Raw genomic sequence first — 26,675 nt, forward strand, 5'->3', positions numbered from 1 at the left:
CCCGGAAAAGACACACTTTTCTTTACTTAACCCGGTACTGCGAACCACTCGCCGCATAAGAAAAGCCCCTCGCTGGAACGAGGGGCAAAGCAGACCACAAAGGTCAACCAAAAGACATAAGAAAGGATACCACAGTGAGTATCACCCCGTTCAACTTCCAAGGCAAGGAAGTCCGCGTCATTGCCGATGATCCGGAAAAGCCACTCTGGGTAGCGCGCGACGTAGCAACAGCGCTCGGATACAAGAACACCTCCGACGCAATTAAGCGCCACTGCAAGGGGGTCGCGAATCACTACCCCCTTCAGACCGTCGGCGGGATGCAGAATGTCCGAGTCATTGCCGAACCAGACCTCTACCGCCTGATTGTTGGCAGCGACCTGGACACAGCGCAGGAATTCGAGCGCATGGTGTTCGAAGAAGTCCTGCCGTCAATTCGCAAGCACGGCGCATACATGACCCCTGAAGCCATCGAAAAAGCGCTCACTAACCCAGACACCATTATCCAACTCGCCACAACCCTCAAGGAAGAGCAGGCGCGGCGCGCAGAGCTCGAAGCGCAGGCGAAGGAGAACGCCCCGAAGGTTCTGTTCGCTAACGCGGTCGCAACCGCCAAGACGGACATTCTTGTCGGCGACCTGGCCAAGATCCTGAAGGGTAACGGCATTGAGGTAGGGGCGAACCGATTGTTCAAGTGGTTGCGCGAGAACGGATTCCTCATTGCCCGTAAGGGGACGGATTGGAACATGCCGACGCAGAAGTCGATGGAGCTTGGTTTGTTTCGCGTGAAGGAGACGGTGATTCAGCACTCGGATGGACATGTTGGTGTGAGTAAGACGTCGAAGGTGACTGGTAAGGGGCAGGAGTACTTTGTCAGCCGGTTTATGGACGGGCGATTCACGATTGAGGACGTGGCGTGATGGGTCTTGATGGCAGCAAGTTTTACGAGCGGGTTGCTGAGGCGGTGCTTCATGCGTGTTTGGCGGCGTCGTATGTGGGTGATGTGCCGGAGAGGTATCAGGCTGAGCGTTTGGCGTTGACGAATTTGCCTAATGGGGCTGTGGTTGCCGGGTTTGATGGCGGCGTTCGGTTTTGTCCGGTGGCTTTGAAGGTGTCTATGTCGCCGGAGGAAGTGGTTGAGGAGTGCCGCGAGATTGATGAGATGCCTGATGATTTTCAGGTTCCGGACGTGGTTGAGGGCCGTTGGGTGGATAGCTGGGGGGATAGGTTTTCGACGGCGGCCCTTGTTGATGCGCATTTTTATGCTTGCGGTATTGCGTGGCTGGATACGCGGGCGGATTCGCCGGAGTGGGTGCCGCTGGTTGATTACTCGGCGTTTGAGTAGGTGTGCGTCACTGTGACGTAAGCAGCCCTTGAGGTAGTCAGGCCTCCGTGGTTGGTTCGATGCCACCTGTGGGCGCTGGAAATAGAACACTTGTTCGGTTTCCGTGTGTTATTTGAAGAATTTCATAGGTCGGTGCTGATACTGGCGCGGCGAGCATGGTGTGTAGATTGCGATGACCCGCGCAAGCCGGAGGGCAGGAACTCAGGTGATGTACCTGGAGGTAACGCGCGCCGACCATAAATAAACCTACTCAAGGGTCTTGAAGCCGGTTTGCCCCTTTTGCCTTTTGGCTCGACAACGGAAGCGGGGGCGCGGGTTCGATTCCCGCCAAGACCACTAGGGCGCGTTAACAGCGCGGTTCGCGGAGCGCTGAAGCCTCATCCATGATGCGTTTCACAGTCACATCCTGCCGCTAGATGCGTGCTGCGCGCCCTCCTACGTAAAAGAAATGGCCTGCCCGTGCTGCAACACGAGCAGGCCTGTTAATCCCTACTGTCCCCAAGAAAGGATTCCCCAATGACTATAGCACTCACGGTGAAGCAGGTCGCGGAGCGACTAGCCACCACAGAGTCCAGCGTTTACGGCTACGCGGACCGTAAGCGTGACCCGCTACCGCTGTACCGCCTGGGGGAGACCCGTGGTGGGTTGCGTATTGATGAGCCGGATTTGGAGGCGTGGATTCAGCGTCGGAAGGAGGAGAAGCGATGAGCCAGCATGATGACCTTTTCGACCTGGTGGACGCGTGCGACCTGCGTGTGCCGGATAAGCGGACGTTTGATGAGCGCCCGGATTTGTTGGAGCTGTATACGCGGCGTCCGCGTCGTATCGAACCGCGTGGCGTGAAGTGGGATTGGGCAGCAACCGCGCTGTGTCTCACCTTCGGGACGCTTATCTTCATGGCACTGGTGATGTGCCTGTGAAAAAGACACAAAAAGACGCCATCGAACGCATCTACAGCCTCCTACTCGACGGGTACACCCGGCCGCCAATCCAACAACACTACGGAATCACCCGGCACAAAACGGAGAACCTACTATTCCGTGGCCGAATCACCGATGAAGTAGCTGAAAAGATCATGGGCACGCCTGGTGACCCTCCGATGACTCGGGACGTTCGGGCTGGCCGGGCGGTAGAGGAACTACCTCATTTCACTGCCGTGTTCGGTGATTTCAAGAAGGCTTGTGAGTATTTGGGCCAGTACTACGACGTGTCATCTCACGTCCTGGGGGAGTCGCAGAGGCCGTCGGCCAGGAAGATGCGCGCGTTGGTGAACGCTAACCGGCGTGCCAGGGCGAATCTGTTTCTTAGCAAGTTTGGGCTGGAGGAGGGTGACCTGTGAAGCGGACGTGTTGTGTGGAGGGCTGTAGCGCTCCTGCTGCTGCGTTGGGTGCGTGTACGACACACCTGGGGCTCAATGGTGGGCCGCGTGTGGTGCCGGTGCCCCTGGAAGAGAAATGGAAACAGCGGTCGCGTGGGCTATCCCGATCTGAGGAGGATTTCGCGGCGAAGCTGCGGGAGGTTCCTGGGCGTGCGTTGCCGGTGCCTGCTGGTGTGATGCCGTTTCGGACAGTGGTTTCGCCGGGGCGGGATTGTGACCGGATTGTGAAGCGGATTAATTGCTCGGTGGCGTGGTCTCGGTTGCCGGGGCGTTATCGGGCGCGGTCGCGGGATGGTGTTGTGTTTGCCGTGTGGCAGCCGGAGAAAGAAGTAGAGAAAGAGGTGGTGGCCGGTGAGGTCTCCAAAAGATATGCCTGAGACGGCTGCGAGTTTGAAACACAGCGAGGAGCGCAGCCCTGACCCGTGGGAGGTCGAGAAAGCACGGCTGAACGCGCTGACGGAGCAGGTCACACTGGTGTACCAGAAGATGCGGGGCGTGAGTTCTGATGACGCTATTGGGCTGACGGAGCTGGTGTTGAATCGCTTCGATGATGGGGTGAGGCCATGACGCTCCGTCGATTAACCGACGCTGAGCGCGCGCGGATTTTCAAGTTTCAGCCGACACCACTACCTCCTGCAGCTCCTGAGGTGAGTGGTGTTGCGTCGTGGATTGTTGTTTCCCCGTGGGCGCCAGATGAGGCTATCCGAATCATGTTTACGGAAAGTGGTGATTGGAGTGGGTGGGGTTGTGACGGCTGATTGCTTTAAACGCTTGGATAAGGCGAAGAAGCCTGTTCTCCAGGAGGAGGTTCCAGCGTCAAAGGTGCGGTTTGAGTACCGGCAACTGTGCCGCCAGATTTCCCCAACGCTCGCCCGTTTCCGCCTGTGTGAGCACTACGGATTCGAACCGTGGGAGGTCGCAGCGATCTTGTATTCGCCGGGTGATGACCGTGGCTGAGCGTATGTCTGGGGTGCGGTATCGGGCGCTGCACAACATCGATAAGTGGGGTTGCCTGCCGTATATCCGTGGCCTGGACGTTGACCGTCTGGAAAGCGCGATGTTGGTTGAGCGTGTTGGTTCTGGCCGGTCGTATCGGCTGACGGGGCTGGGGCGCGCCTTGTTGGAGCAGGAACGGAAGCTGCGTGAGCAGGAGGGCAGGAGATGAGTGCTGAGTTTCCGGAGGTGCGCCCGCCAGAAGGTAGGGAGTATCCGGAGGATGTTCTTTCCGCTGTGGCTGTTGGCTGCGGCGGTTTTTTGTTGGTTGTGGTCGCGGTGTTGGCTGCGGCCACGTTGTTTTAAGGACGGATAGATGAAGATTTTGAGTTTTGAGACTGAGGATGAGTGGCTTGCTGCTCGACGGCAGTACATCACAGCAACGATGATCGCCAGGCTTGCGCAGTCTCGGTCGGAGTGGCAGCGGGTGTGGGATGAGCGGGAACGCGGTTCGACGTTCCACGGCAACCGCTACACCGACTGGGGTAAAGAGCGTGAGCCGAAGATCGCTGAGTACATCCAGATGTTCACTGATAGCCGGTTTGAGCGGAACGAAGCCCTATTCGTGCATGAGGACGGTGTGAGTGCCGCCACCCCGGACATGGTGCTAGACGATGAGGGTCAGCTCATGCTGGCGGAGATTAAGACGGTGAAAGCTGAGATTGCTTGGTCGCGTCCGCCTGCTGGTTCGAATCCGCGTGATTTCATCCCCGGCAAGTATTACGACCAGGTGCAATGGCAGCTCTACGTGACGGGCTCGCATAGGTGTGTGTTTGCGTGGGAGCCGCATGATGATTTCTTCCCGCAGCCGGTTGAGTGGTGTCTGGTGGAGCGTGACGCTGATCGTGTGCGTGAGCTCTGCCAGGTTCGTGATGAGTTTTTGTCCGAGCAGTGGCGCGAGCAGGATGAGCGCCCTGGTGTGTCGCGTATTCTCAGCAGGCTGCATGAGGTGCGGTTGATGAAGCGCCCGCTTGATGAGGAAGAGCAGGAACTACTCGATGAGCTGCGTGAGTGCCTGGGTGATGAGGACACGGCGTTTGAGGACGCTGGGTTCAAGGTTTCCTGGACGCTCCCGAAGCCTCGTAAGACGTGGCAGAAGAAGGCGTTTGAGGAGGCGCACCCTGATTTGGTGGCGGAGTTCACTACAGAGGTTCCGGCTAAGACTAGGACGCTGCGCGTCACGGAGGTAAAGAACGATGCCTAAGTTTAATCCACAAGACTATTCGACCGTCGATGAGCGCCTACGACTGTTCTGGTCCGAGAACCCGAACGGGCGCATCAGCACCGACCCGACGCATATTGAGGGCGAGATTGGGGCGACGCGGTGGGTTGTCCGAGCGGAGGTGTATCGGGACGCTACCCAGTCGGAGCCGACTGCGACCGGCTACGCCTTCGAGGTGGATGGTACTGGCATGGCGAATCAGTCCAGCGCGCTTGAGAACTGCGAAACGTCCGCTATCGGACGCGCATTGGCTAACGCTGGCTACTCGGGTGATAAGCGGGCGAACCGGCAGGAGATGATGAAGGCCTTCGTGGTGCAGGCACGCGCTGAGATTGCGCAGGCCACGACGAAGGAGCAGCTTCAGGACTTGTGGCGGCAAGCGTCGGCTGCGGGCGCTCTAGACGCGCTCAAGGCGGAGATTGAGGCGAAGGTCGCGGAGCTGAACGGAGCGGGCAATGAGCCAGCCGGATAATTTCGAGCCACTCAACCCGGTGCAGGTTGAGCACCATCTGCGTGAGTTGTCGAACCGGATTGCTAAAGGCGTGCGGTACGTCAGTGAGCGTCAGTATGAGTTCGATGAGAAAGAGCGCCTGTATAAAAAGGCATTCGCTATTGCGTTTACAACGTCGGACGGCAGTGTTGAGGATCGTAAGCAGCATGCGGTGTTGGCGACTGGGGATGCGTGTGAGGCGCGTGACGTTGCCAAGGCCAGCCTGGACTACGCGAAAGACCTTGTGAAGTCGTACAGGGACGAGATGAGCTCATACCAGACGATTAGTGCGATGGTGCGGGCGATGTACTCAACGGCTGGGAGGGGTGAGGGTGCGTGAGTGAGCGTATGCCTCAGGAGGTTGTGGACGCGGTTCACGCCCGCGCTGGGTATGCGTGCGAGGCGATGGTTCCCCCGGTGTGTACTGGCGCGGGTGAGCATTTGCACCACAGGCAGTTGAGGTCGCAGGGCGGGGAACACACGGTAAATAACCTTGTCGCTATCTGTGCCGCATGCCATGAGTGGGCGCACCGCAACCCCAGGCAGGCGGAGGCGCGTGGGCTGATAGTCCGCAGCGTGCATGACCCGGACACTACGAAAGTCCGGTACCGAAACGGGGGTTACGTCCTTTTGGTGGATGTTGACCCTGAACACTACTGACCAGCAAAGCGCTGGTCATTTTTCATTTGAAGGAGAAGTAACCATGAAGAGCATCAATCATATTGTTGTCGATGGCAACGCGGTAGCGGATGCGGAACTGTTCGTCACCAAGACCGGAATTAGCATCTGCAAGTTCCGGCTTGCCCATAACCACAGGAAGAAGAACCAGCAGACAGGCCAGTGGGAGACAACAAACACGTCGTTCTGGAACGTGTCATACCTCGGCAACGACGCGGAGGCGCTGGTGTCGCAGATCAAGAAGGGCGCTCGCTGGCAGGTGGCGGGGCAGGTGGAGATTGAGCAGTGGGAAGACCGTGAGGGGAATAGGCAGCGGACTCCGAGCATTAAGGCTGATGTTGTGACGGAGGTTCCGAGTTTGCGTCCGAATGGTGCTGTGAATGGTGCTCCGGCGCGTGACCCGTGGAACAGCACCCCGCAGGGCGGTTTCCCACAGAACGAACAACCCCCGTTCTAGCCCACCGCCACCGAGCAACAAAGGAAGATTGATTCAACATGACTTGGTTCAAAGTCGATGACGGGTTTTGCGTGCACCCGAAAGTCGTTGGGCTAGACATGGCGGCACGCGGGTTATGGGTCACAGCAGGGTCGTGGTGCGCGCAGCAACTCACCGATGGAGTCATTGATGACCGTCAAATTCGGATGCTCGGCGGGACTAGGAAACAGGCCGAAAAACTTGTGTTAGCGGGTCTTTGGAGCCACGACGGAGCCGCGCCGAGCGCTCGGCGCTTCTTCTTCGAGGATTGGCGAGACTTTCAGCCAACGCGCGATGAGGTCACGTCGAAGCGCCAACAGGCACGCGAAAGAATGGCTAAAGCGCGGGCTAAAAAAGCCCCTACCAGCAAGGACGCTGAAATGTTCGCGCGAACAAACGCTGAACGTTCGCAAGAAGTTCGCTCAGAGGGATTGGGCGAACGTTCGCCTTACCCCGACCCGACCCGACCCGACCCGACCATTACCCTTACGGGTAATAAACATATGTCCGAAACAAGTTCGGACGGGCAGGGAAAGCCGAAGCGTTTTTCGTACCCTGCCGAGTTTGAGTCGTGGTGGCGGGCGTACCCGCGTCACCGCAACGCATCGAAGAAACAAGCACTCGAGTCATGGCGGAAAGCAACCAAGCAAATGCCGCCAGCCGAGCTGCAGTCGTTGACGGAACGCTACGCGGCGACTCACGGCATCTCTGACGAGTCGAAGATCCCGCATCCGACTACGTGGCTGAATCAGTGCCGTTGGGAAACCGTCGATGCCACAGACAAACCAGCAGCGCCACGCACCCCGATGGACAACAACACCATCGAAGCCTGGCTAGGCGAACCAATCAACGAACCAGACTTCGTAGACGCGGAGTTCTGGGAACACCCCAGCATTGAGGAGGCTGGACAATGACCCCCGATGAAAAGAAGAGGCTCGCTGCGATTGTTCTGCAGCGTGGCAAGAACCTTGCCCCTGACCGGTTTGTGGCTCCGAGTCCTGCTGTCACTGAGGCCTGGGGTGACGCTTTGGGGACGGTGAACATCCCGGTCGAGATTTGGTTAGAGGCGGTTGTGTTCTGGGCGATGCATGACCGTAGTGAGCGGATGGCGAAGCCGAGTGACATTGTCGCTGCTGCGCGTGATGTCCGTGACCGTTGGGAACGCGACCCACAGCGCCGACAGCTACTCGAGCAGTACAGGCTGGCGCGTCGTGAAGCCCGCGACGCAGCACTCGAGCGCGGGGAACTCCGACAGGTACGCACGATGCCGTCGATTGATGGTGTGCGGTGGCCGAATGGGGATGAGTCACGGCGTGATGTGGCTGTAGGGGAGTTGGGGCGTGGTAGTGGCGCATGAGCCGTCTTGAAGCTTTGTGGTGGGCGTATTGGATCGTGCCACCCACAACCCCAAGGGAGCGCCGGGCGTGGCGCACCTTGACTTACGTTCTTGACCGCGACCTGTATCGGGCGCGGTTTTGTCATGCAAGGAGAAACCAACGATGAGGTTTTTTGTTCCGGGGCACCCAGCCCCGCAAGGCTCGAAGCAGGCGTTCGTGCGCGGTAAACGCGCGGTGCTGGTGGAAGTCAGCAAGCGGGTGAAGCCGTGGCGTGAGGCCGTGCAGGACGCGGCCATCACTCACGGCTGCCAGTCGTTGAACGGGCCGGTGTCGGTGAAACTCACGTTTTTGATGCCGAGGCCGAAGGCCATGCCGAAGTCAGCACCGCTGACGATGTGTGCCCGCCCGGACGCAGACAAATTAGCGCGCGCTGTCCTCGACGGCATTACCGGCGTGTGCTTCGAGGACGATTCGCAGGTGACCCGGCTGCTGGTTGTGAAGCGGCGCGCAGGCACGGCAGAGGAACCGGGCGTGATGATCCATGTGGAGCAGGGGGAGGAGATTCCGAATGTTGCCTAAACGTCGATTTAAGGCGTTGAACCTTGGCATGCGGGTATGGGTGGCGCTCGGCCTGTCCTGGTCGCTCTACGAGCACGCTAGGGGGCAAAAATGAGCACAGACAACACGAACAACCACGAACACGACACTGATTTCCCATGCGCCACCTGCAACCGATGGTCAACCAACTGCTGCGGCCCCTGGGAAACACCCCAAGAACACGACGAGTAAAACCATGAACACCCACACACTCAAAGGCCTACGCCAACAATTCAAAGCCGTAGGCAAATTCCACACACCACCCGAACTCGTCGCCACCATCACCGCACTCGCCAAACAAAACCTGCACGGCGAAGCGCGCAACGTCTACGACCCCACCTGCGGAGCCGGAGACCTACTAGCAGCCTGGGACGACACACCCAAATACGGGCAAGACATCGACCAAGAAGCACTAGACGACGCAGAAGCCGCCCTCACCAACTTCACCGGCGTACACGGCGACACCCTCGCCAACCCCGCCTTCATGGACAAACGCTTCCACGTCATCGTCGCCAACCCACCATTCTCCATCGCATGGGAACCAACAGTGGACGAACGATTTATGTTCACCCCAACGATCCCCACCAAATCCAAAGCCGACTACGCCTTCATCCTCCACATCCTCCACCTACTCGACGACGACGGTGTCGCTGTGGTGATGGGGTTTCCCGGAATCCTCTACCGGGGAGGACGCGAAGGCAAGATACGCGCGTGGCTGGTGGAAGAAAACCTGATTAGCCACGTGGTGCGTATCCCCGGCGGCAAGTTTGAGGACACCAGCATCGAGACCTGCATCCTCGTTTTCAAGAAGTGCCGAACCTCCACCAGCGTCCAGTTCATCGACATGGAGCACGACCTGACGGAGGTCGTAGACCGGAAACAAATCCAGGCGGAGGATTACAACCTTTCCGTTCACACCTACGTCCAGCCTGCGGAACCAGAAGAGGAACCAGTCGATGAAGTGGCTTTGCAGGAGCAGGCGCGTTCCCAGATGCTGCAGCACCTGCGTAGTGACCTTGAGGTTGACGCGATGATTTGCCGAATCGCCGGTTTCACCGATCACGGTGAGTATCTTGACCGGATTGTTCGGCTGGTGGAAGAGCGCCGCACGGCATGACAAAAACACCACTACACCAGCTAGGAGAATTCAGCCGGGGCACACACTTCACCAAAAAAGACCTCACCGACAACGGCGGCCCCGCTATCCACTACGGGCAAATCACACACCTCGCACCCGTAGCCACGACAGCACCAGCACGTCTACCGGAACGCAAGTGGAACACCATCCGAAAAGCCATGCCCGGCGACCTACTCATCGCAGGCACCGCAATGGATACCGACGGCGTTGGCGCCGCCGCAGCGTGGGAAGGCGATGGGCCGGTGGCCGTTGACGCGAAAACCATCATTTTCCGCACTGACATGGATGCGGAACTACTAGCGCAGATGCTGGCGACCAGTGATGTGGCGAGACAGAAGGAGCGGTTCATCACTGGGGCTATGGCGAAGCGCATCACCGTGGAGCACCTGGGGCGCATTGAAGTGCCGGTACCAGAACCAGAGGAAGGCGCGGAAGCACTCGAAAAAATCACGCGGTTCCTTGCTCTCAAGGAGCAGGGGACGGAGAAGTTCCGTGCGTGTAGCACGGGTCGGATTAGGCAGCTGAGGTTTTACCGGAATGAGGTTTTGTATTTCCGGGAACTCGGCGGCATGGCACAAGAACACGCAAACGACTAGGAGAACACCCATGACACCAGAACAAGCCAGGAAACTACTCGAAGGCACCACACCCGGCCCGTGGGGATTCGATACGCAAACGTATGAAGAACCGTGTTACCCAGAACTTGTGGTCGATTTTCAGGTAACCACCCATAACGGCAACCAAGTTGCGGTGCAGACCGACTTCGATAGTGACGCTTATGAATCCGGGCGGAACTTCAATCTCATGGCTGCCGCCCCGGACATGGCCGAGATGATTGCCAACATGACCGCCGAATACGCGGTAGAGCGTAATTGTTCAGTAATCGAAGGAGAACCAGACTGGGAAAAAATAGGCTTCGGAATGTACCCGGGAATCATCGCCAATACATTCTGGACAACCGAAAAGAAACTGGCGGAAAAACTCTACAAGGAAGCAAAAACAGGACATCTGCCTGTACGCATCGTCTGCCGCTACGTCACCGCCCCACAGCCACTAGGAGAACACCGATGACCATAATCGCCGCATCCCAGCAAGCATCCAGCATGGAAGCATGGCTCAAACGCGAAATCCACACCTGCTACGCAACCCGCCGAGAAGAAACCGGCATCGCCCTCGAAATGGCACTCGCGCACCTACACCGAATCCAAAGAGCCCTGGAGCAAGAACAGTGACCATCGACATCATCTTTCAGCTACTCACTGACCCTGGTTTCGCTATCGGCTACCTCGGCGAAGCCGCAAACCACATCGTGAACGGAGTACCGCTGTGAGCGCCTGTTTCAATCCAGACGAATTGCCCGATGGGTCCACGGTCTTTTGGGGGCAGGAAGAAGAAGACGGCCACATCACTTGGCTGGGGACAGACCACCTCGCGGAGCACGTAGCCCGCGAGTCTGGGCGGGGAGTCTCTCGCTATCTCAGCCCCTTAGCCCCCGTATGGGGGCGGTGGCGATGAACCACGTGATTGAGCTCCCGGACGATGACGGCACCACGTTCGACGCGGGCGACCTCGGAACCGCATGGCTCCCATATTCGGAGCCCCGCGCATGTGACCTCGAAGCCCTAGCCATCGCCCTCATCCAACACGCCAAGGACATGAAATGACCACACTCGCAGACCTACCCGAGAAGCAACGCAAGGAATACATCGGCATGTGGTGCTACCTGTACGACCGTATCTGCGATAATTTCGGCGAGCCGGAGCCGCCAACATTCGAGGGCATCATCGCAGGATATGAAGGAGGTGAGGAAGCGCCCGCCCGCGTCCTCGTGAGGCATCCTGACCCGAAAGCTCCGCTACTGGAATACGAGCCATGCTATGTGCAACCCCGTTTTAACCTCCCCCGCGCCTGGAGCCCGGACGGCACGCCAGCACGCGGGCACACCGCCAGCCTTGAGGAAATCGCTGATGAGTACCGCAACCATTGCCTAGCCGTCGGCGACGACAACACCGTCGCGTGGATAGACCGCAAGAGGGGAGAACTCGATGCCGACTAGACCCCGCGTGTGGAAAGCCGGGCACGACTGCTGGGCGGTTACCACCACCTACTACTGCGAAGAACTCGGCGAGACGATGCACACCACATACTTGTTCCGCACCTGGCAACAAGCCATAAACCACGCCACACAGAAGGAGAACCAATGACCGATATAAAAGATCTTGAGCTTCGGATTAAAAGCGCTGCATCCACCCTCGAAATGCTGAGGGGCGAACTGGAAGAACTCAGACAGCAACAGCAGCCGGAACCGGAGTCGCTGTTCGGGCGCGGGGCAACACACCCCCAATACGGACGAGGAATCATCGGCAGCGACAAGCCAGATAAGGCCGGAGAAGTCCGGTTCGCCTACCGAAACGACAGATTCACTGACGGCGCGGAGTGGTTTTTCGTCCGCATTGAATCCCTCCTCATCGACCCGGTGACCCTCACCACCGAACAGGACTTTGAGAGCGCACCCGAAGGCACCATTGTCGAAGCCGCCGAGTACCCGCACGAAGTGGCCGCGAAAACCGAGGATGGCTGGTACAGGACAAGGGGCCTGCATTCTATCGCCGTCGAATACATGCCCACCTGCCACGTCATCCGATGGGGGAAAGGACAATGATCTGTGTCGGCAACTTCGACAGCATCCCCGCCACCATCAAAGCCAGACGCGAAGAACGCGGCTGGACACGCGCAGAACTAGCAGCAGCCGCACGCCTACCACTACCGCTAATCAACTACATCGAAGACGGGCGTGAAGACATATCACTCAACACCATTCGCCAGTGCCTCATCGCCCTCAATCTGTACGTCGGATGGGTAGTGAAAGCAAAGCCACGGTGGAGAGTGGACAGTCACGTCTCGGCGACTATCCCAGGTGTCAACACAAGGACATGGACAGCCACCGCCTACCTGCCAACCGGCTATATCGCCGAGTATCGACTGTTCGGCACCTGGCGTGAAGCCTACGACTACGCAGACACACAAGCCAGGAAGGACACCCCATGACCGTAATCACGGCGCTTATTGCAGCCATCGTAATAGTCGCCTACATCGGCGCATGCATATTCGCATTGTGGCTCGGAACCGACGAAGAACAACCCGTAACGGCCACCGTCATCGCAGTAGTGCTCGTAGCCCTGCTGCTATTCGGGATAGGAAAGCTGATAGAAAACTCCGACAACTCCGTGCATTGCGGCCCCGGCACCACCTACCGCGAATCCAGCCGATACGACCCAGCCACCAAGCAAGTCCGCCACGACTGGGTATGCGAAGCGAATTAGGAGCCCCATGACCACGTTTGAGGTTCATCTCATCGATAAGCGCACCGGCGCAGTCGAACGCTCCCTCCCAGTAGACACCTGGGTGGAAGCGCAACTCATCGCCAGACGCGCCAACCAAGACAAATATTCGACCCGCATCACAGAACAAGAAGGAACCAAGTGACCCCAACTCTCATCGTCAGCGCGCTGGCGCTCATCGTCGCTATCGCATCAATCATCATCACCCGGCGCAACCCACAGCCAGAGGTTCTGCCGTACACAGGCAACCCGCCCACCCGCGCACATAAGACCGATGCTGGCCTAGACCTTGTATCAAACGAAAACCTAGTCATCCCCAGCGGACAACGGCGCACCATCAACCTCGGCACACAAGTCGCAATCCCAGAAGGACAAGTCGGACTGCTCTGCCCACGCTCCGGCCACGCAGCGAAACACGGGCTCACCACACTCACAGTCCCCGGCGTGATTGACCCTTCTTATCGGGGTGAGCTGAAGATCGTGTTGTACAACACCGACCCGAAACCATTTGAGGTAGTCAAGGGCGACCGCATCGCACAGCTGCTCATCATGCCCTACACGAACCTCACGCCAGTAGGCCGACCCCTCGACACCACCGACCGAGGCACAGCAGGGTTCGGCAGCACAGGTACACAGTAGAACTCTCATGCTAAAATAGAGGTGATAAACTACCTCCTAGCAGGGAAGATATAAGCAACATTGGAACAGATGCTCGCCCAAAAATACCTGCAAGCACTCGGAACCATCCAGCGTCTCGCCCCGCTGCTCGACCAACAGTTGGAACCAGCGCGGGGGAATCAGGCCGACGCATACAAAGCCCCCAGCTGCCCCGCTCCAAACCCCCGCTGTCGATGACATGGCTCGACCTCAAAATCACCATCGAGAATGTTCTGCGCACCACCTGCAGACAAGTCCGTGCAGACACCAGGGGACTGTATGGCAAACCCGTGCCCACAGTGGCAGGCATGTCCGGGTGGCTCAGTAATCAGCATGAGCACCTGGCAGGGTGCATGTGGGCAGACAGTGAGGTGTGGTGGCACATGCAAACAGGGCAAGAAGGTTCGAGCGCCGTGGAGGAGACCATCAACCACGCCCGCCTGCTGGAAGAAACCCTCGACCCCGCAATCAAACACCCACCGGCGCAAACCACCGCAGAACTCGCAGCCACCCTCGGAGTCACACCAGACTGCATCCGCCAATGGAAAGCGCGCGGCAAACTCACACCCGTAGGCAGACGCGGCAACGCCAACCTCTACCCACTCGACCAAGTGCAGAGGTTGTTGGCGCAGCGGGTAGCGCAACCGTGACAACACCTGGTATACTGTTCGTAAGCATGAAATGAACCCCCACCCCATCCACCTTCCAGGATGAGGGCCTGGGGGTTATTTTTATGCCCACCACAACACACCCCCACCCCCTCGGCTCCTAAGCAGCCCGCAGGGAAGGGGAGCACCCCAGGGGCCACCAAGCGGCCCCAGCCCCTGCGTGACCACCGTGCCCATAGCCACTACTGGCCGTGGGACAGGGCAGGGCACCACCGGCACGCAGGGGGCGCAGCACGGGGCACGCGAACCACTCGAGCTAACGAAGCGACGCGAAGAACATTGCATCACTGCAAGCGACAGTGAGCACAGCAAGGTGACATGAGCACAACGGCGTAAGGGCATCAGCCGTGAAGCAGGCGAGCAACAACGAACGCTGCGACGCGGACACACTGAGCTCAGCGACACGGCAACGCAACGCGAAGAACCTTCAACGCTTCAACGCTGCAACAACATCGAGCACAGCAGCAAGCATGACGAGGCGACACGAGCGCAGCAACGCTGCAACACGACAACGCAACGCGAAGAACACTGCAGCATCAACACACGATGCACACAAAGGGTGTGACTCAACAGGTGAGCAATCAGCAAGCCATAAACCAACCACAACAGTGGCGAGCACACGCTGATCCATGAGGTTCAAGCCCTCACACACCCACCAAAAACCAGGAGCCCAACCCGCATGCAATACCGCAAACTCACCAAAGCCCAACAAGGCCGCGGCTGGGCACACGACAAAACCCGCGCCCGACTCATCCACAACCACACCGACGGCACACCCTGCTGGTGGTGCGGCAAACCCATGTACCGAGACCCGAAACTCAATTGGGACCAGCGGCCGTTGCACGCAGACCATTCACGAGCACTCGGCCAATACGGCGCACACAACAACCTTGCAGACAGGCTCTTACACGCAACCTGCAACCAACAAAGAGGCGACGGCACCAGAGACCACCAACGCCCCACCAACAAACCCACCCCGCCCCCCTTCGCCTGGTAACCACAACATCTAGTGCCTAAACAGCGACCCACCCCCTAGATAATCTTAGGAGGGTGGGCGCGGCGCGACCTCTCGCATCCCGCCTTCTCGCTCGTCTCTCTCTCGTGTTGTTTTCATCAAATTCTAGTGTTCAAGGGGTTGAATATGTCGCTTGCTGATGAGGTTAAGGAACTGACTGGTGGTAGGCCGGTGTCGGCGTTTGATCGTGTGGCTGTGGAGACGGTGGCAGCACTGTCGTACCGGTTGAAGGAAGCCCGCCTTGTTCTTGAGGAAGAGGGTTGTGTGGTTGATGGGCGTCCGCATCCGGCGACGGAGGTTGAGGCGCGGTGTTCGGCGGAGTTGCGTGGTTGGGTTCGGTCGCGTCCTGATTTGTTTGGTGAGCGGAAGAACAGTGGCCCGTCTGGGTTGCGGAAGTTTGAGCCGAAGATTGTGTGATTAGAAGCAGGAAAAAGAGCAGCCCGGACTGGTGTTGGTAGCACCGGCCCGGGCTTAACCATTTGATCACGATAGGAGCGTGACAATGGCTGTGAGCCATATTAGCAATCAGGAAGTTTGGAAGCAGATTGCCGGATATGAGGGGCTGTATGAGGTGAGTAACCGTGGCCGTGTCCGGAGCCTGGATAGGGTCGCAGCCAATGGCCGGAAGTTTAAAGGCAAGGTCTTGCGAACGGTCACGAATCACAACGGCCATATCCGTGTGATGCTCCATAAGGACAGGAAGCCTAAGTATCACTGGGTACACCGGCTTGTCCTTGAGGCGTTTGTGGGGCCAAGGCCGGAGAATTACGACGCGTGCCACAACAATGGCATTCCGGACGATAACCGACCGGAGAATCTGCGGTGGGATACCAGAAGTGCTAATGCGAAAGACCGAGTGCTTCATGGGAATCACTACAACTATGAAAAAGAAAAGTGTCCGCGTGGGCACCTTCTTGTTCAGCCGAATTTGAAGCCTGCCGACTATAAGCGCGGTTGGCGCAATTGTTTGGCGTGCGCCAGGGCAAAGAACACTATCTACTCGCGCCCAGGCCTCAAAGACGATTTTCAAAGAATCGCAGATGCCCGGTACGAGGCGATTATGAATCGGTAGAAGGCGGTGGCTGTTGTGGCATTGATTGGTGTGCAAGAGCCTAGGCTTTCGTCAATCCCCGAGGGCTATTACGACGCTGGGGAGTTGGCGGTTCAGTTCGCGGAGTTCTGCGGGCTGACGTTGTACCCGTGGCAGGAGGACATGCTGCGGGATATGTGCATTACGGATAGGCCGGTTGAGGTCACACAGGACGCGTTGGGTAGGCCGACGGTTGTTGGGACGTATAGCTGGTCTGCTCGTGAGGTCGTTGGCGTCGTTGCACGTCAGAACGGGAAGGGTCACGTGATTGTGGCCCGCGAGTTGGCGGGTATTTTCTTGTTTGGTGAGAAGACTCTTTTTCATACGGCGCATTTCATGGATACGGCGATTGATGCGCAGAAGCGCCTGTGGGAGGTCATTGAGGCTAACGATGAGCTCATGGCGTGGTGGGTCGGTGAGTATGAGGGGGTTCCTCGTAAGACCACGGGTAACGGCAAGGAGTCGATTGTCTTTCCGAATGGTGCGATCGTGTATTTCCGTACGCGTACGAAGAAGACGGGCCGTGGCTTGTCGGTGGATTTCCTTGTGTTGGATGAGTGTTTTGATTTGCCGCATGAGACGTATGCGGCGTTGTCGAAGTTGACGCGTGCTCGTGAGCGGGCGCAGACGTTGTTTATTTCGTCGCCGGTGAATCGTTTTGAGCATCTGCATGGTGCGGTGATGTCGGCGAAGCGTTGGGCTGGGATTGATGGTGAGTCGGGCGTGATGTTTAAGGAGTGGTCGCCGGCGGAGGATGATGACCCGTTTGCTCCGGAGACGTGGGCTCGGTGTAATCCGTCGTTGGTGGATTCTGGGTTTGGTGCGCAGTTGGCGGATATTGAGTCTGATGCGCGGACGGCGAAGAACAGTGAGTTGCTTTTGGAGCAGTTCATGGTGGAGACGTTGGCGCGTGGTAATTGGGTGCCGCGTGACGGTGAGGAAACACAGGAGTACGTGTTGGACCCGGAGGTGTGGGGCGGCAGGTTTGACCCGTCCCCGGTGCCTGCGGGTGATTCGTGTGTGGCGGTTGATGTTGACCCGGATGGGCAGCGCGTTGCGGTTGTTGCGGCGGTGAAGACTACGACGGGTTTTCATTTGATGTTGAATCCGCTTTTGCAGTTCGACCGGCCGGAGACTATCAGCGTGGTGGTGTCTGGGGTTGAGAAGAATGACCCGCTGGGTGTTCTTTTGGATCCGAAGGGGCCGTCGTCGACGCTTGTGCGCGGCCTGAATGATGCGGGCGTGGAGCCTACGGAGATGAGTTTTAAGTCTGTGACGGCGGCGTGTGAGTTGTTCCTGGCGCTGTTTGCGGAGGGGAAGATTACGCATGATGGGGACGCTCGGTTTGTGGAGGCGTTGAAGTCGGCTGTGTTCCGTACGGGGCATGGTGGGGGTCGTGCTTTGTCGAAGCAGTCGGGTTCGATTGAGCCTTTGGTGGCGGCGACTTTTGCTGTGTGGGGGCTTGTGGAGTTCGCGCCGCCGGAGCATGTGGATGTGAAGCGTAAGACCAGGTTTGTTGGGTCTGCGAAGCCTGTTGTTGCGAAACAGCGGGTTAAGACAATGGCGTTTTAGGAGGTGTACTCGTGAGTGATGGCGTAAAGGTTCAGGAGATTGGGCATGCGCGGCCAGCTCGTGCATGGCGTGACTCCGAGGACAATTGGGATTTGCGTTTCCCGCACTCGGTTCGTGTGTTCTCGAAGATGGCGCGCGAAGATTCACAGGTCACTTCTGTACTGAAGGCTATTAGTCTTCCGATTCAGCGTGCTGGCTGGCAGATTGACCCGAATGGCGCGCCGGACGATGTGGTTGCTGTGGTCTCCGAGGATTTGCGTTTGCGTGTCCTAGGCGATGACCCGAACGCGCCACTCGCCCCGCGGCAGGGCAATGTGTCGTGGTCGGAGCACCTGCAGCAGGCACTACTGGCATTGACCTACGGGTTCATGTTCTTTGAGCAGGTCTACGAGGAACGCGGCGGTAGGTTCCGGTTGAAGAAGCTCGCCCCTCGATACCCGTCAACCATCACGAAGATTCTGGTCGCTGGCGACGGTGGCCTTGAGGGCATTGAGCAAGACGGCGATGTGACTATCCCGGTTAATCGTCTTGTCGGGTATTGCCACGATCCGCGTGATGCGTCATGGACTGGCACGTCGGTGCTGCGCCCTGCGTATAAGCATTGGGTGTTGCGTGACGATTTTCTTCGTCTTGAGGCGCAGGTTCTCGACCGTAACGGCATGGGTGTTCCTGTGTATACGGGTTCGGAGTTGGCGATTGACCCAGACGCGGACTTGCAGCATGGGCAGGAGATTGCGGAAACCATGCGCTCCGGCGAGTCGGCTGGGGCTTCTATCCCGGCTGGGGCGAAGCTGACGCTGGTTGGCGTCAATGGTCAGCTGGTGTCGCCGCGTGAAGCTATCGCGTACCACGATTCAATGATTGCCCGCGGTGTTCTGGCGCACTTCCTGAACCTTGAGGGCAAGGGCGGCTCGTATGCTCTCGCTGAGACGCAGTCTGACTTGTTTATTCAGTCGCTGCAGACAACAGCGGAGTGGATTGCTGAAACGGCGACGCAGTACATCGTCGAGGATTTGGTTCACATGGCGTTTCCTGGCTATGACGGCTTGTGCCCGCGTGTGACGTTTGACCCTATTGCTTCGAAGAAGGAAATCAGCCCGCAGGACTTGGCGGCGTTGAAGAACGCTGGCCTGGTTGTTGCTGATAAGCCGATTCGTGAGGATTTGCGGCGCCGGTACACGTTGCCGCCGATGGAGCCGTGGGAGTCGTTTGTTGAGCGGAATCCTAATGCTGGCCGTAAGTCGCCGGATGAGCTGGCGAAGCTGGTTGAGGTGGCTCTGTCGCTGAAGGAACAGGGTGTTGAGCTCGACAAGGCTCTGGAGGCCGTGGGGCTTAACCCTGCTGCCGTAGAGACAGGCGGCGACGACGGGGCTGATTCCACAACAAGCATTGAGGTTAAGAACGTTGAGTTCTCAGGATGAGATTACTACAGATTCTACGTCTGACCTGGTATAATGAAAGAGAAAGGCACCCGCGACGGCGGCAACCGTCCGGGTGCGTGGCCGAAACTATGAAGGAGTTTCAGCGTGGATAATGATACACGTATCCAGTTGGTAAAGGCGGGTACTAGTGCCTGCTTTTAAGGATAAAACTGGGAACCGCTATGGGCGTCTCGTAGTGGTGGAACGTGACGACAGCAGAAAAGGCCGCGTTTTCTGGAAGTGCAAGTGTGACTGTGGTGAAATCACCTCTATTGCGTCAACTAGCCTGAACGATGGACGAGGGTCGAAGTCGTGCGGTTGTACGATACGACCAAAATTAATTCCTGGACGTGCGTGTGAAGCGCCTACAGCAAAATACCCAAACGGCAGAACTGGAACCCACGCGGGTTGGATGTCTCATTACACGCATGGGGAGGAAGCCTGCGAACCGTGCAGGAAAGCCAGGAATAACCGACAACAAAAATGGCGTGCCGAGAACGAAAATCAAGCATTCGACTATCACCTTCGCGCTCGTTTCAATATCACCGTCGTGCAGTACCTTGAAATCCTCGATCGTCAAGGAGGTGGGTGTGCGATTTGCGGGAAGGTTGAGTATGGAGATAAGCGACTGCACCGATTCCACATAGACCACGATCACAATTGTTGCCCTGAAGTGGGGCGGTCCTGCGGTAAATGTGTACGTGGCCTGTTGTGCCGTGGGTGCAATACAGCTTTGGGGAATTTTGGTGATAGCGCTAATCGATTACTTAAAGCCGTTGATTACTTGAATGCATGGGATGAAACCAGGGAAGTTTAATCAGGATGAACGAAATCCTTATCTATGGAGATATAGGATTTGAGGTTCAAGCAAAAGACATCGTTAACCAGCTGAATGACGCGGACGGGCCACTTTCTGTCCGCGTCGATTCGTTTGGTGGTGATGTCTACGCGGGAATCTCAATCCTTAACGCGTTACGCCGATACCCGGATGTGGTGACGGTGTATGTGGACGGTATAGCTGCGTCCGCCGCTTCATTTATCGCGGTTGGCGGTGCTGACCGTCTTATCATGTCGCCTAATTCGAGTTTGCTTATCCATGGTGCGTGGTCACAGGGTATGGGCAATTCGGAGGAGATGGCGCAGCTTGCAGCAGACCTGAACCAGATTACAGACAACCTCGCCACTATTTACGCCGAGAAAACAGGCCAGGAGCCTACGTATTGGCGTGAGCTGATGAAGCAGGACACTACTTTTACTGCTGAGCAAGCAGTTGAGGCCGGGCTGGCAGATGCTGTTGCTGAGTTTGAAAAGTCAGCTAAGGCTGAGAAGCGTCACGCGGTGGTGGCCTCGGGTCGGTCGCGGTTCGCTAAACATGCCGGGGGTCGTGGTGTTCCTGAGATTGAAACCCGGGCTGCGGCTCCGCCGCCGCCTGTCACCCGGTCGGAATCGGGGGACAAGACAACTATGCCCAGTGATGGGCGGAAGGAGGAGCAGAACATGACACTGCTCAATGAGCTCGCCCAGACGCTGGGCAAGTCCGAGGACCAGGTGCTCGCCGCACTGGGCCGCATCATGAACGAAGAGGTCACAGTCAATGTGACCGTGGAGCTGTCGTATGAACCGGCGGAGATTGTTCCGACCGACAAGGTTGTTCTCCAGCCGGTCGGCGATATTCCACCTGGGCTGGTGTTCGCCGCGGGTGAAGCGCCGGAGGGCTGGGGTGTCGAGGTCGCCGAGGACACCGGTGTTGTCACGGTTACCGCGCCAGCTGGTGCGGAGCCGGGCGATGAGGTGACTATCCCGGTTCTGGTCACTGGTGATGGTGTCGAGGTTGAGCTTTCCGCGCAGGTGACTGTGAAGGCCGCCGCGCCGGAAGAGTCCGAGTCTGAGGGCGCGGCCCCGGCTAAGTCTGCTCCGGCTGGCCCGGAGACGGTGACGCTGGACATGGACACCTACAACTGGCTGAAGGACGCTGCCGCTCGTGGGGCTGAGGCTAAGGCTAAGGCTGATGAAGCGGATATGCGCGCTGAGGTCGATGGGTGGGTTAAGGAAGGTCGCCTTCACCCGCAGAATCGTGAGAAGGCGTTCGAGGACTTGAAGGCTCGTGGCGATGCTGCCCGCGTGCTGTATTCGAGCATTCCGGAGAACACTTTCCCTGTCCGTGAGATTGGCCATAGTCGAGATGATGAGGTCAATGAGAACAAGATTTCCGGCGCGGCTAACCCGTTCGCGTCGGTTCGCTACTAGCCGAAAGGTGCATTGAGATGACTAATGCTGTTCTTACGACCGGCCCGGTAACCAAGAAGGTTTCGGAGAAGGTCGAGAAGTTCCGTTTCGTTGACCTCGTCGATGGTCTTGTGAAGCATGCTGATGGTTCGAAGCTGCCGTATGGGCAGGTTCAGCAGCTGGCTGCACCGGTTGCCCGTAAGGAAGGCGATATTTCCTACGGCCTGCCGGAGTACGTGGCTGTCAACACTCACCAGGCGGTTGTCGAGGTGGAGGTCGCCAAGGGCGCGACATTCAAGGTTGGCGCTGCCGTGTTCGTTGCTGCTGACGGTAAGGCCGCGGCGGAGGGCACTGTCAAGGCCGGCATTGCCGAGCGTGAGGTCAAGAATGGCCGCGTCCGTGTCCATATGTTCCACCCGATTGCTCTGGCATCTTAAGAGAGAAGAGGTTTAGATAATGCCTATTACTGGTGCTTTTTCCGGTGAGACCTTGACCGTCGATGCGATGGTCAAGGATCCTACTTACATCCAGGAGCGCATCCTGGAAGACCTGGATAAGGCTTTCCTTGAGGAAGCTCTATTCCGCGATGCTGGCACGAATGACGGCATTGTTGCATACAGCGAGGCGGTTGCCCCGTTCCTGAATGATGATGCTGAGGTCGTGGCGGAGTACGCCGAGATTCCGCTGTCAAATATGGACGCAGGTAAGGTCAAGTCGCTGATTGGCCACAAGACTGCTCTGGGTGTTTCCGTATCCCTTGAGCAGCGTCGCCATAACAAGCTCGACCCGGTGGTTCGGCAGGTCAATGGGCTGAAGAACACTATGGTCCGAACCAGTGTCCGCGCGTCCCTGGCCGCGTTTGCGAACGCTGAAATCCCAACCCTGAATGTTGGCAAGAATTGGGAAGAGCCGACGGCTAACCCGCTGGGCGACATTCGTGCTGCTAAGCGCATGATTTCGCAGGCGAAGCCGGAGACGGACGACCAGGCACTGTTTGGCTACAAGCCAGACACTCTAGTGATTGCCGAGTCCACCCTTGAGGCTGCACTCGAGCACGAAGCTACTCAGAAGTTCTTCATCGGCAATATGGCCGCTGAGAACCCGGTCTTCAAGGGCATCACTCCGGGTGTTCTGTCGCAGCTGCGTATCGTCACTTCTTCCTGGCTGGAAGAGGATGAGATTTACGTGATGGAGGCTCAGACTGCGGGCTTCTACTCAGATTCCATTCCGCTGACTGTCTCTGAGCTGTACTCGCCGCATGGCGATAACGGCTACGGTGGCGCTACCCAGTCCTGGCGCGTCGATGCGTTCCGCACTCGCATTATCGCTGTCGATAACCCGAAGGCGGTTGTGAAGATTGAGGGGGCGCTTGGGTAATGAAGGTTCGCGTTGTTGAGCCGTTCACATGGTCGCATGTGGGCGGCTTTTTTCGTGCGTATCTTCGCCCTGGCGTTGTCGAAATTAACGATGAGGACGCGCGGGTTCTTCTTGAGCGTGGCCTTGTCGTTGAGCCTGACGCGGTTCCCTCCGTGCGTCGAGCTGCCCGTGTTGATGCCCCTGTGGAGCGCCAGCGTGAACCGGAGGCCGAGGCCGACGCCGTACAGGAGCCCGCTGGTTCTGCCCCGCAGCGTCCGCGTAAAGCCGCGGCGTTGGATGCGTGGCGAGCCTACGCGACCGCGAAGGGCGTAGACCCCAAGGGCATGACGAAGGCGGAGCTTATCGCCGCCGTCGGTTAGGTGGTGACACGATGCTGATTGATGGTTTCGTAGCGCGGTTCCCCCGCGCCCTGAAGCCGGGGGAGCGTGAACGCGCCGAACTACTACTCCAAGATGCGCGCGACATGATTGCCGCCGAGTTCAGCAGAGCAGGCATGAACCTCGATGAGGAGATTGCCCGCTCGGATTGGCTGGAGGCGGTTGTGTGCCGTGTCGCGTTCGAGATGGTGTCGGCGGTGCTGCTGGTCGGTGACCGTGCTGGGTATCGCCAGTTCTCGGTTACCGCCGGTGACATCACAGAGTCCGGCACCTTCTCGGATGTGAATGGTAGCGCGTGGGGTGGGCTGGTGCTGACTGATAAGCACCGGTTTGATTTGGGTCTGGTGCAGCATGCTACGGCGCGTGGCCGGTTCCCTGGTGCCCCCGCTTGGCCGGAACGGAGGCTTCGTCGTGTTCGATACCGCCGTTGAGATCGTCACACCGGGCACTAGGCCGGGTTATGGCCGCGATGAGTTGGATTATGACAACCCCGCGTCGGTTGAGTCGGTGCCGTTCGGTGTGGAGGTGCAGCCCGCCGGCCGGTTCGAGGATGACGCTGGTGGCCGGCGGGTGTTCGTGCAGTCGGGTTTCCGGCTGATTTGCCCTCCGGGGCAGTTCCTGGACGTGTCGGCTACACAGCGTATCCGCGTGCCGGGTATCGGTGATTGTGACATCGTCGGTGACCGTGCCGACTGGTGGCACCGAACCCACGGGCACACGTCCCTACAGCTGGAGGTAGTCAATGGGTAGCCCGGAGATTGATATTGATTTCGATGAGATGTTCCGCGATGTCATGCAGCAGCCTGGTGTGAAGGGCACGGTGCAGGGCAGGGCGGCGAAAATCGCTGCTGTTGCCCGCCGTGAGTTCGCGAAAGCGAAAGTTGACGCGAACGTGTCCATCAGCCAGGTGTATATCCCGTCGGGTCGCTTCGGTGTCAACGTCACCGCCAATGTGGCAGACGATGACCGGGTGAAAGCGATTGGGATTATGCGCCGGGCTGGAAGGAGCGTGCGCCGATGAACGACGCCGATATTCTCATGCAGGTTATCGAGTCTGTGCAGCAGGTTCTCGGTGACGATGTGTGGGTGGCCGACCGTTTGCCGCCTGACCGTGAGTTAGCGAAGAACCTGCCGTGCGTGGTGATTGACTTGCTGCCCGGCGGGGAGGTCATGCCGTGGCAGGGCGAATTTGCTATCCAGCAGATGATTGCTCTCGATGTGGATGTGTTCGGCAGGTCGCGCCTGGAGGCGACGCCGATTGGTGACGCGGTTCGCGCCGCGCTTCATCAACTGCCGTTCCAGGTCGAGAACAGTATCACCTCGGTGGATTGCCCGCGCATGGCGACACGTGAGGACATGAACCCTCATGTGAAGCGTATTGGTGTGGTCGCTGACCTCACTGTGACCGGCTAGACGGTCGCACACTGACAAAAGACTAGAAGACGTTTTCCCAGCCACCCTCCGGGGTGGCTTTTTTCATGCAGTTTTAAGGAGAAACAGCAATGGCTGAACAGTCCACCCTTGAGGGCTTCAATGCCCGCCATGCCCGTGTCGGTATGACCGGTGCTGTCCGCGCCGCCGCACTGGGCACCAAGAAGGTCCCACTGGGCGAGAAATACGATTCCGAGGTTCACAAGAACCTGGGCTACCTGTCCCCGGACGGCCTGGAAATTTCCTTCGATGAGGACAAGCAGGAGTACATCCCGTGGCAGGAAGTCAACCCAATCCGCGTTGACGTCACTAAGGCCGTTAAGGGCATCAAGATGACCCTGTGGGAGTCCTCGGTTGAGAACCTCGCGAAGTTCCTGGGTGTCACCGAAGATGAACTCATCAACGAGGGCGGTGTTACCGAGTTCTACGAGGGTAACCTGCCGGACTTCCCGCACGAGTTCCTGTCCCTCGATGTCATCGACAAGGGTAAGGCCATGCGCCTGACTCTGTTCGATGCGCAGATCACTGAGCGCGGTTCCCTGGTGTTTAAGAAGGACGACATGGTCGGCCTGGAAATCACCTACAACACCTACCCGGCTTCTGAGGCTGACTACGGCTCCACTGAGCCGGACGCGGTCGGTAAGACCGCGAACTGGCAGTTCAACTCCGAGTGGGCTTCTGGTGGCCGTGCCGCTACTGGTGAGTCCACCGACGGCGTGAACACCCTGAAGGTGTCCTCCGCCGCGACTTTGCCGGAGCTGACTAAGGGCCAGGAGTACTCCGCTACTGTTACCGCTTCTGGTGGTACGAAGCCGTATGAGTTCTCGGCTACTGGTCTGCCGTCTGGCCTGTCGATTGATAAGACCTCCGGCAAGATTTCCGGCACCGCGTCTACGGTTTCCGGTTCCAGCGTGTCCGCGACCGTGACGGTGAAGGACACGAAGAACCTGTCTGCGTCGCAGCAGGTGACTATCCCGGTCGCTTCCTAGCAGGTGGCCGCTGTGGGTGGGGTGCGGGTTGTTTTTGTGGCAGACCCGGCCCGCGCCCCTTTCTTTTTTCATGCCCGCGTAAATGGGTCTGCCACCACATACTTCTTTTTTCTTAACTCTTTTTTGGAGGTCTGCCATGACTAACCTGAATCTCGATGAACTGCTGAAGCAGCGCGAGGAAGCCACCGGAGCCGAAAAGGGCATGGTGCCCTTCGATTTCCAGGGCAAGACGTTCACGTTCCGCGACCCAATCCTCCTGGATGATGACGCACTCGATGAGCTCTCCGACCTGGAGGACGGCCCGGATATCGCCGAGTTCTACATGGGCGCGGAGCAGTACGACCAGTTCCTTGAGGTTGGTGGCACCAGCAACCTGTTCTTCATGGTGTTCACCCAGTACATGAACGAATCCCGCGATGAGGTTGGGGGAAACCCTACTCGTGGCAATCGCTCCTCGCGACGGGCAGCGCGTCGCCGGAAGCGCTAGAAGCCGCGTTTGAGCGTTTCTACGGGTGGGACCCGATAGCGGCGTATTTCCGGCGCGAGATAACGCTGCGGAAACTCCGGGTCCTACTCGAAGGGTTGCCGGACGCTGGCCCCCATACCCGTCACCTCACTGACGGCAGGGAGTGGGGCGCGACACTCGACATGCTGTGGGCAATCATGTGGGAGAACATGCGCGGCTCTGTGATTGCGGCGCGCGCGGCGGGGGATAAGAAGGCTGAGCTGCCTTCGGAGAATAGGCCACGGTTCCCGTGGTCGGAGACAGATAACAAATCGAAGTTCGGTGATTTCGGGGACGCTACTCCTGAGCAGGTGGCGGATTACCTGGATTCGCTATAGGCACTGGAGGTCAAGATC

General features: G+C 58.3%; 46 protein-coding genes and 1 tRNA gene. 46 read left to right on the forward strand and 1 reads right to left on the reverse strand.

Annotated features, from left to right (window positions below; all coding sequences use genetic code 11):
• Nucleotides 1–134 precede the first annotated feature (134 nt).
• From HMPREF2681_RS01660 to HMPREF2681_RS11160, 30 genes are all read left to right on the forward strand, one after another.
• Complete coding sequence (locus HMPREF2681_RS01660) at nucleotides 135–917, forward strand: phage antirepressor (protein ID WP_070545810.1); 783 nt, start codon at nucleotides 135–137, stop codon at nucleotides 915–917.
• Nucleotides 914–1,342 (forward strand): hypothetical protein, encoded by a 429-nt coding sequence (locus tag HMPREF2681_RS01665; RefSeq protein ID WP_141746266.1) that lies wholly within the window; start codon nucleotides 914–916, stop codon nucleotides 1,340–1,342. Before HMPREF2681_RS01660 ends, HMPREF2681_RS01665 begins: the two co-directional genes overlap by 4 nt.
• A gap of 255 nt (nucleotides 1,343–1,597) precedes the next feature.
• Nucleotides 1,598–1,678 (forward strand) — tRNA-OTHER (locus HMPREF2681_RS11080).
• Nucleotides 1,679–1,858: 180 nt separating this feature from the next.
• A complete protein-coding gene (locus HMPREF2681_RS01670) occupies nucleotides 1,859–2,050 on the forward strand; it encodes a helix-turn-helix domain-containing protein (protein ID WP_070545813.1) in 192 nt (63 codons plus the stop codon).
• The gene (locus HMPREF2681_RS01675) at nucleotides 2,047–2,262 is read left to right on the forward strand and encodes a hypothetical protein (protein ID WP_070545815.1); all 216 of its coding nucleotides are present in this window, start codon (nucleotides 2,047–2,049) and stop codon (nucleotides 2,260–2,262) included. The genes HMPREF2681_RS01670 and HMPREF2681_RS01675 overlap by 4 nt, the downstream gene beginning before the upstream one ends.
• The gene (locus tag HMPREF2681_RS01680; protein WP_070545817.1) at nucleotides 2,259–2,681 is read left to right on the forward strand and encodes a hypothetical protein; all 423 of its coding nucleotides are present in this window, start codon (nucleotides 2,259–2,261) and stop codon (nucleotides 2,679–2,681) included. The genes HMPREF2681_RS01675 and HMPREF2681_RS01680 overlap by 4 nt, the downstream gene beginning before the upstream one ends.
• 408 nt (nucleotides 2,682–3,089) lie before the next feature.
• The gene (locus tag HMPREF2681_RS01685) at nucleotides 3,090–3,287 is read left to right on the forward strand and encodes a hypothetical protein (protein WP_070545819.1); all 198 of its coding nucleotides are present in this window, start codon (nucleotides 3,090–3,092) and stop codon (nucleotides 3,285–3,287) included.
• A 180-nt stretch (nucleotides 3,288–3,467) separates the two neighbouring features.
• Nucleotides 3,468–3,677, forward strand: coding sequence for a hypothetical protein (locus HMPREF2681_RS01690; RefSeq protein ID WP_141746267.1), 210 nt, complete (start codon nucleotides 3,468–3,470; stop codon nucleotides 3,675–3,677).
• Nucleotides 3,670–3,885, forward strand: a complete 216-nt coding sequence (locus HMPREF2681_RS01695) for a hypothetical protein (RefSeq protein ID WP_141746268.1) — start codon at nucleotides 3,670–3,672, stop codon at nucleotides 3,883–3,885. Before HMPREF2681_RS01690 ends, HMPREF2681_RS01695 begins: the two co-directional genes overlap by 8 nt.
• The gene (locus HMPREF2681_RS11085) at nucleotides 3,882–4,019 is read left to right on the forward strand and encodes a hypothetical protein (RefSeq protein WP_168164888.1); all 138 of its coding nucleotides are present in this window, start codon (nucleotides 3,882–3,884) and stop codon (nucleotides 4,017–4,019) included. Before HMPREF2681_RS01695 ends, HMPREF2681_RS11085 begins: the two co-directional genes overlap by 4 nt.
• Before the next feature lie 10 nt (nucleotides 4,020–4,029).
• Nucleotides 4,030–4,917, forward strand: coding sequence for a YqaJ viral recombinase family protein (locus tag HMPREF2681_RS01700; protein ID WP_070545825.1), 888 nt, complete (start codon nucleotides 4,030–4,032; stop codon nucleotides 4,915–4,917).
• Complete coding sequence (locus HMPREF2681_RS01705) at nucleotides 4,910–5,407, forward strand: hypothetical protein (RefSeq protein WP_049171472.1); 498 nt, start codon at nucleotides 4,910–4,912, stop codon at nucleotides 5,405–5,407. The genes HMPREF2681_RS01700 and HMPREF2681_RS01705 overlap by 8 nt, the downstream gene beginning before the upstream one ends.
• Nucleotides 5,391–5,765 carry a hypothetical protein gene (locus HMPREF2681_RS01710; RefSeq protein ID WP_049171471.1) on the forward strand — a complete coding sequence of 125 codons (375 nt, stop codon included), beginning with the start codon at nucleotides 5,391–5,393 and terminating at the stop codon, nucleotides 5,763–5,765. Before HMPREF2681_RS01705 ends, HMPREF2681_RS01710 begins: the two co-directional genes overlap by 17 nt.
• 65 nt (nucleotides 5,766–5,830) lie before the next feature.
• Entirely contained in the window at nucleotides 5,831–6,085 is a 255-nt protein-coding gene (locus tag HMPREF2681_RS01715; protein WP_246822693.1) for an HNH endonuclease, read from the forward strand.
• Between the two features lie 43 nt (nucleotides 6,086–6,128).
• Complete coding sequence (locus tag HMPREF2681_RS01720; RefSeq protein ID WP_070545826.1) at nucleotides 6,129–6,560, forward strand: single-stranded DNA-binding protein; 432 nt, start codon at nucleotides 6,129–6,131, stop codon at nucleotides 6,558–6,560.
• Between the two features lie 521 nt (nucleotides 6,561–7,081).
• On the forward strand, nucleotides 7,082–7,492 hold the full coding sequence (locus HMPREF2681_RS11005; RefSeq protein ID WP_141746269.1) for a hypothetical protein: 411 nt from the start codon (nucleotides 7,082–7,084) through the stop codon (nucleotides 7,490–7,492).
• A complete protein-coding gene (locus HMPREF2681_RS01730) occupies nucleotides 7,489–7,935 on the forward strand; it encodes a hypothetical protein (protein WP_070545829.1) in 447 nt (148 codons plus the stop codon). Before HMPREF2681_RS11005 ends, HMPREF2681_RS01730 begins: the two co-directional genes overlap by 4 nt.
• A 142-nt stretch (nucleotides 7,936–8,077) precedes the next feature.
• Nucleotides 8,078–8,494, forward strand: coding sequence for a RusA family crossover junction endodeoxyribonuclease (locus HMPREF2681_RS01735; protein WP_070545831.1), 417 nt, complete (start codon nucleotides 8,078–8,080; stop codon nucleotides 8,492–8,494).
• Between the two features lie 214 nt (nucleotides 8,495–8,708).
• Nucleotides 8,709–9,629, forward strand: coding sequence for an N-6 DNA methylase (locus tag HMPREF2681_RS01740; protein ID WP_070545833.1), 921 nt, complete (start codon nucleotides 8,709–8,711; stop codon nucleotides 9,627–9,629).
• Nucleotides 9,626–10,246, forward strand: coding sequence for a restriction endonuclease subunit S domain-containing protein (locus HMPREF2681_RS01745; RefSeq protein WP_070545835.1), 621 nt, complete (start codon nucleotides 9,626–9,628; stop codon nucleotides 10,244–10,246). Before HMPREF2681_RS01740 ends, HMPREF2681_RS01745 begins: the two co-directional genes overlap by 4 nt.
• Nucleotides 10,247–10,256: 10 nt before the next feature.
• On the forward strand, nucleotides 10,257–10,721 hold the full coding sequence (locus tag HMPREF2681_RS01750) for a hypothetical protein (RefSeq protein ID WP_070545837.1): 465 nt from the start codon (nucleotides 10,257–10,259) through the stop codon (nucleotides 10,719–10,721).
• Entirely contained in the window at nucleotides 10,718–10,882 is a 165-nt protein-coding gene (locus HMPREF2681_RS11090; RefSeq protein ID WP_168164889.1) for a hypothetical protein, read from the forward strand. Before HMPREF2681_RS01750 ends, HMPREF2681_RS11090 begins: the two co-directional genes overlap by 4 nt.
• A 279-nt stretch (nucleotides 10,883–11,161) precedes the next feature.
• Nucleotides 11,162–11,314 (forward strand): hypothetical protein, encoded by a 153-nt coding sequence (locus HMPREF2681_RS11095; RefSeq protein ID WP_168164890.1) that lies wholly within the window; start codon nucleotides 11,162–11,164, stop codon nucleotides 11,312–11,314.
• Nucleotides 11,311–11,706, forward strand: a complete 396-nt coding sequence (locus HMPREF2681_RS01755; RefSeq protein ID WP_070545839.1) for a hypothetical protein — start codon at nucleotides 11,311–11,313, stop codon at nucleotides 11,704–11,706. Before HMPREF2681_RS11095 ends, HMPREF2681_RS01755 begins: the two co-directional genes overlap by 4 nt.
• A gap of 144 nt (nucleotides 11,707–11,850) precedes the next feature.
• Nucleotides 11,851–12,312 carry a hypothetical protein gene (locus tag HMPREF2681_RS01760; RefSeq protein ID WP_070545841.1) on the forward strand — a complete coding sequence of 154 codons (462 nt, stop codon included), beginning with the start codon at nucleotides 11,851–11,853 and terminating at the stop codon, nucleotides 12,310–12,312.
• Entirely contained in the window at nucleotides 12,309–12,698 is a 390-nt protein-coding gene (locus HMPREF2681_RS01765; protein WP_070545843.1) for a helix-turn-helix domain-containing protein, read from the forward strand. Before HMPREF2681_RS01760 ends, HMPREF2681_RS01765 begins: the two co-directional genes overlap by 4 nt.
• Complete coding sequence (locus HMPREF2681_RS01770) at nucleotides 12,695–12,973, forward strand: hypothetical protein (protein WP_070545844.1); 279 nt, start codon at nucleotides 12,695–12,697, stop codon at nucleotides 12,971–12,973. The genes HMPREF2681_RS01765 and HMPREF2681_RS01770 overlap by 4 nt, the downstream gene beginning before the upstream one ends.
• A 7-nt stretch (nucleotides 12,974–12,980) precedes the next feature.
• Nucleotides 12,981–13,136: a hypothetical protein gene (locus tag HMPREF2681_RS11100; RefSeq protein ID WP_168164891.1), complete on the forward strand. Its 156-nt coding sequence runs from the start codon at nucleotides 12,981–12,983 to the stop codon at nucleotides 13,134–13,136.
• Nucleotides 13,133–13,630: a dUTP diphosphatase gene (gene dut / locus HMPREF2681_RS01775; RefSeq protein WP_246822691.1), complete on the forward strand. Its 498-nt coding sequence runs from the start codon at nucleotides 13,133–13,135 to the stop codon at nucleotides 13,628–13,630. Before HMPREF2681_RS11100 ends, dut begins: the two co-directional genes overlap by 4 nt.
• Before the next feature lie 212 nt (nucleotides 13,631–13,842).
• Nucleotides 13,843–14,298: a MerR family transcriptional regulator gene (locus HMPREF2681_RS11160; RefSeq protein ID WP_070545846.1), complete on the forward strand. Its 456-nt coding sequence runs from the start codon at nucleotides 13,843–13,845 to the stop codon at nucleotides 14,296–14,298.
• Between the two features lie 445 nt (nucleotides 14,299–14,743).
• On the opposite strand, the gene HMPREF2681_RS01785 is transcribed toward HMPREF2681_RS11160, so the two are convergent.
• Nucleotides 14,744–15,079 (reverse strand): hypothetical protein, encoded by a 336-nt coding sequence (locus tag HMPREF2681_RS01785; RefSeq protein ID WP_070545848.1) that lies wholly within the window; start codon nucleotides 15,077–15,079, stop codon nucleotides 14,744–14,746.
• 378 nt (nucleotides 15,080–15,457) lie between these two features.
• Between HMPREF2681_RS01785 and HMPREF2681_RS01790 the strand changes: the two genes are divergently transcribed.
• The 16 genes from HMPREF2681_RS01790 (at nucleotide 15,458) to HMPREF2681_RS11195 (ending at nucleotide 26,657) form a co-directional block, all read left to right on the forward strand.
• The gene (locus tag HMPREF2681_RS01790) at nucleotides 15,458–15,748 is read left to right on the forward strand and encodes a hypothetical protein (RefSeq protein WP_070545900.1); all 291 of its coding nucleotides are present in this window, start codon (nucleotides 15,458–15,460) and stop codon (nucleotides 15,746–15,748) included.
• 85 nt (nucleotides 15,749–15,833) lie between these two features.
• Nucleotides 15,834–16,403, forward strand: coding sequence for an NUMOD4 motif-containing HNH endonuclease (locus tag HMPREF2681_RS01795; protein WP_070545850.1), 570 nt, complete (start codon nucleotides 15,834–15,836; stop codon nucleotides 16,401–16,403).
• A 15-nt stretch (nucleotides 16,404–16,418) separates the two neighbouring features.
• On the forward strand, nucleotides 16,419–17,993 hold the full coding sequence (locus HMPREF2681_RS01800; RefSeq protein ID WP_246822692.1) for a phage terminase family protein: 1,575 nt from the start codon (nucleotides 16,419–16,421) through the stop codon (nucleotides 17,991–17,993).
• Between the two features lie 11 nt (nucleotides 17,994–18,004).
• The gene (locus HMPREF2681_RS01805; RefSeq protein WP_070545853.1) at nucleotides 18,005–19,414 is read left to right on the forward strand and encodes a phage portal protein family protein; all 1,410 of its coding nucleotides are present in this window, start codon (nucleotides 18,005–18,007) and stop codon (nucleotides 19,412–19,414) included.
• Nucleotides 19,415–19,826: 412 nt separating this feature from the next.
• The gene (locus HMPREF2681_RS11315) at nucleotides 19,827–20,231 is read left to right on the forward strand and encodes an endonuclease VII domain-containing protein (RefSeq protein WP_083301580.1); all 405 of its coding nucleotides are present in this window, start codon (nucleotides 19,827–19,829) and stop codon (nucleotides 20,229–20,231) included.
• Between the two features lie 5 nt (nucleotides 20,232–20,236).
• A complete protein-coding gene (locus tag HMPREF2681_RS01810; protein ID WP_070545855.1) occupies nucleotides 20,237–21,661 on the forward strand; it encodes a head maturation protease, ClpP-related in 1,425 nt (474 codons plus the stop codon).
• A gap of 17 nt (nucleotides 21,662–21,678) precedes the next feature.
• Nucleotides 21,679–22,077, forward strand: coding sequence for a hypothetical protein (locus tag HMPREF2681_RS01815; protein WP_070545857.1), 399 nt, complete (start codon nucleotides 21,679–21,681; stop codon nucleotides 22,075–22,077).
• Between the two features lie 19 nt (nucleotides 22,078–22,096).
• Nucleotides 22,097–23,017, forward strand: a complete 921-nt coding sequence (locus HMPREF2681_RS01820) for a phage major capsid protein (RefSeq protein WP_070545859.1) — start codon at nucleotides 22,097–22,099, stop codon at nucleotides 23,015–23,017.
• The gene (locus tag HMPREF2681_RS01825) at nucleotides 23,017–23,376 is read left to right on the forward strand and encodes a hypothetical protein (RefSeq protein WP_070545861.1); all 360 of its coding nucleotides are present in this window, start codon (nucleotides 23,017–23,019) and stop codon (nucleotides 23,374–23,376) included. Before HMPREF2681_RS01820 ends, HMPREF2681_RS01825 begins: the two co-directional genes overlap by 1 nt.
• An 11-nt stretch (nucleotides 23,377–23,387) precedes the next feature.
• Entirely contained in the window at nucleotides 23,388–23,825 is a 438-nt protein-coding gene (locus HMPREF2681_RS01830) for a Gp19/Gp15/Gp42 family protein (RefSeq protein WP_070545863.1), read from the forward strand.
• Nucleotides 23,806–24,144 (forward strand): hypothetical protein, encoded by a 339-nt coding sequence (locus tag HMPREF2681_RS01835; protein ID WP_070545865.1) that lies wholly within the window; start codon nucleotides 23,806–23,808, stop codon nucleotides 24,142–24,144. The genes HMPREF2681_RS01830 and HMPREF2681_RS01835 overlap by 20 nt, the downstream gene beginning before the upstream one ends.
• Nucleotides 24,137–24,415, forward strand: a complete 279-nt coding sequence (locus HMPREF2681_RS01840; protein ID WP_070545867.1) for a hypothetical protein — start codon at nucleotides 24,137–24,139, stop codon at nucleotides 24,413–24,415. Before HMPREF2681_RS01835 ends, HMPREF2681_RS01840 begins: the two co-directional genes overlap by 8 nt.
• Nucleotides 24,412–24,807 carry a hypothetical protein gene (locus HMPREF2681_RS01845; protein WP_070545869.1) on the forward strand — a complete coding sequence of 132 codons (396 nt, stop codon included), beginning with the start codon at nucleotides 24,412–24,414 and terminating at the stop codon, nucleotides 24,805–24,807. Before HMPREF2681_RS01840 ends, HMPREF2681_RS01845 begins: the two co-directional genes overlap by 4 nt.
• Before the next feature lie 89 nt (nucleotides 24,808–24,896).
• Nucleotides 24,897–25,814 (forward strand): Ig domain-containing protein, encoded by a 918-nt coding sequence (locus tag HMPREF2681_RS01850; protein WP_070545871.1) that lies wholly within the window; start codon nucleotides 24,897–24,899, stop codon nucleotides 25,812–25,814.
• A 136-nt stretch (nucleotides 25,815–25,950) separates the two neighbouring features.
• Complete coding sequence (locus HMPREF2681_RS01855) at nucleotides 25,951–26,301, forward strand: hypothetical protein (protein ID WP_049171406.1); 351 nt, start codon at nucleotides 25,951–25,953, stop codon at nucleotides 26,299–26,301.
• 161 nt (nucleotides 26,302–26,462) lie between these two features.
• Nucleotides 26,463–26,657, forward strand: coding sequence for a hypothetical protein (locus HMPREF2681_RS11195; RefSeq protein ID WP_232250850.1), 195 nt, complete (start codon nucleotides 26,463–26,465; stop codon nucleotides 26,655–26,657).
• The last annotated feature ends 18 nt before the right edge of the window (nucleotides 26,658–26,675 follow it).

It is taken from the genome of Corynebacterium sp. HMSC064H12 (assembly GCF_001809925.1).
Lineage (GTDB): Bacteria > Actinomycetota > Actinomycetes > Mycobacteriales > Mycobacteriaceae > Corynebacterium > Corynebacterium jeikeium_D.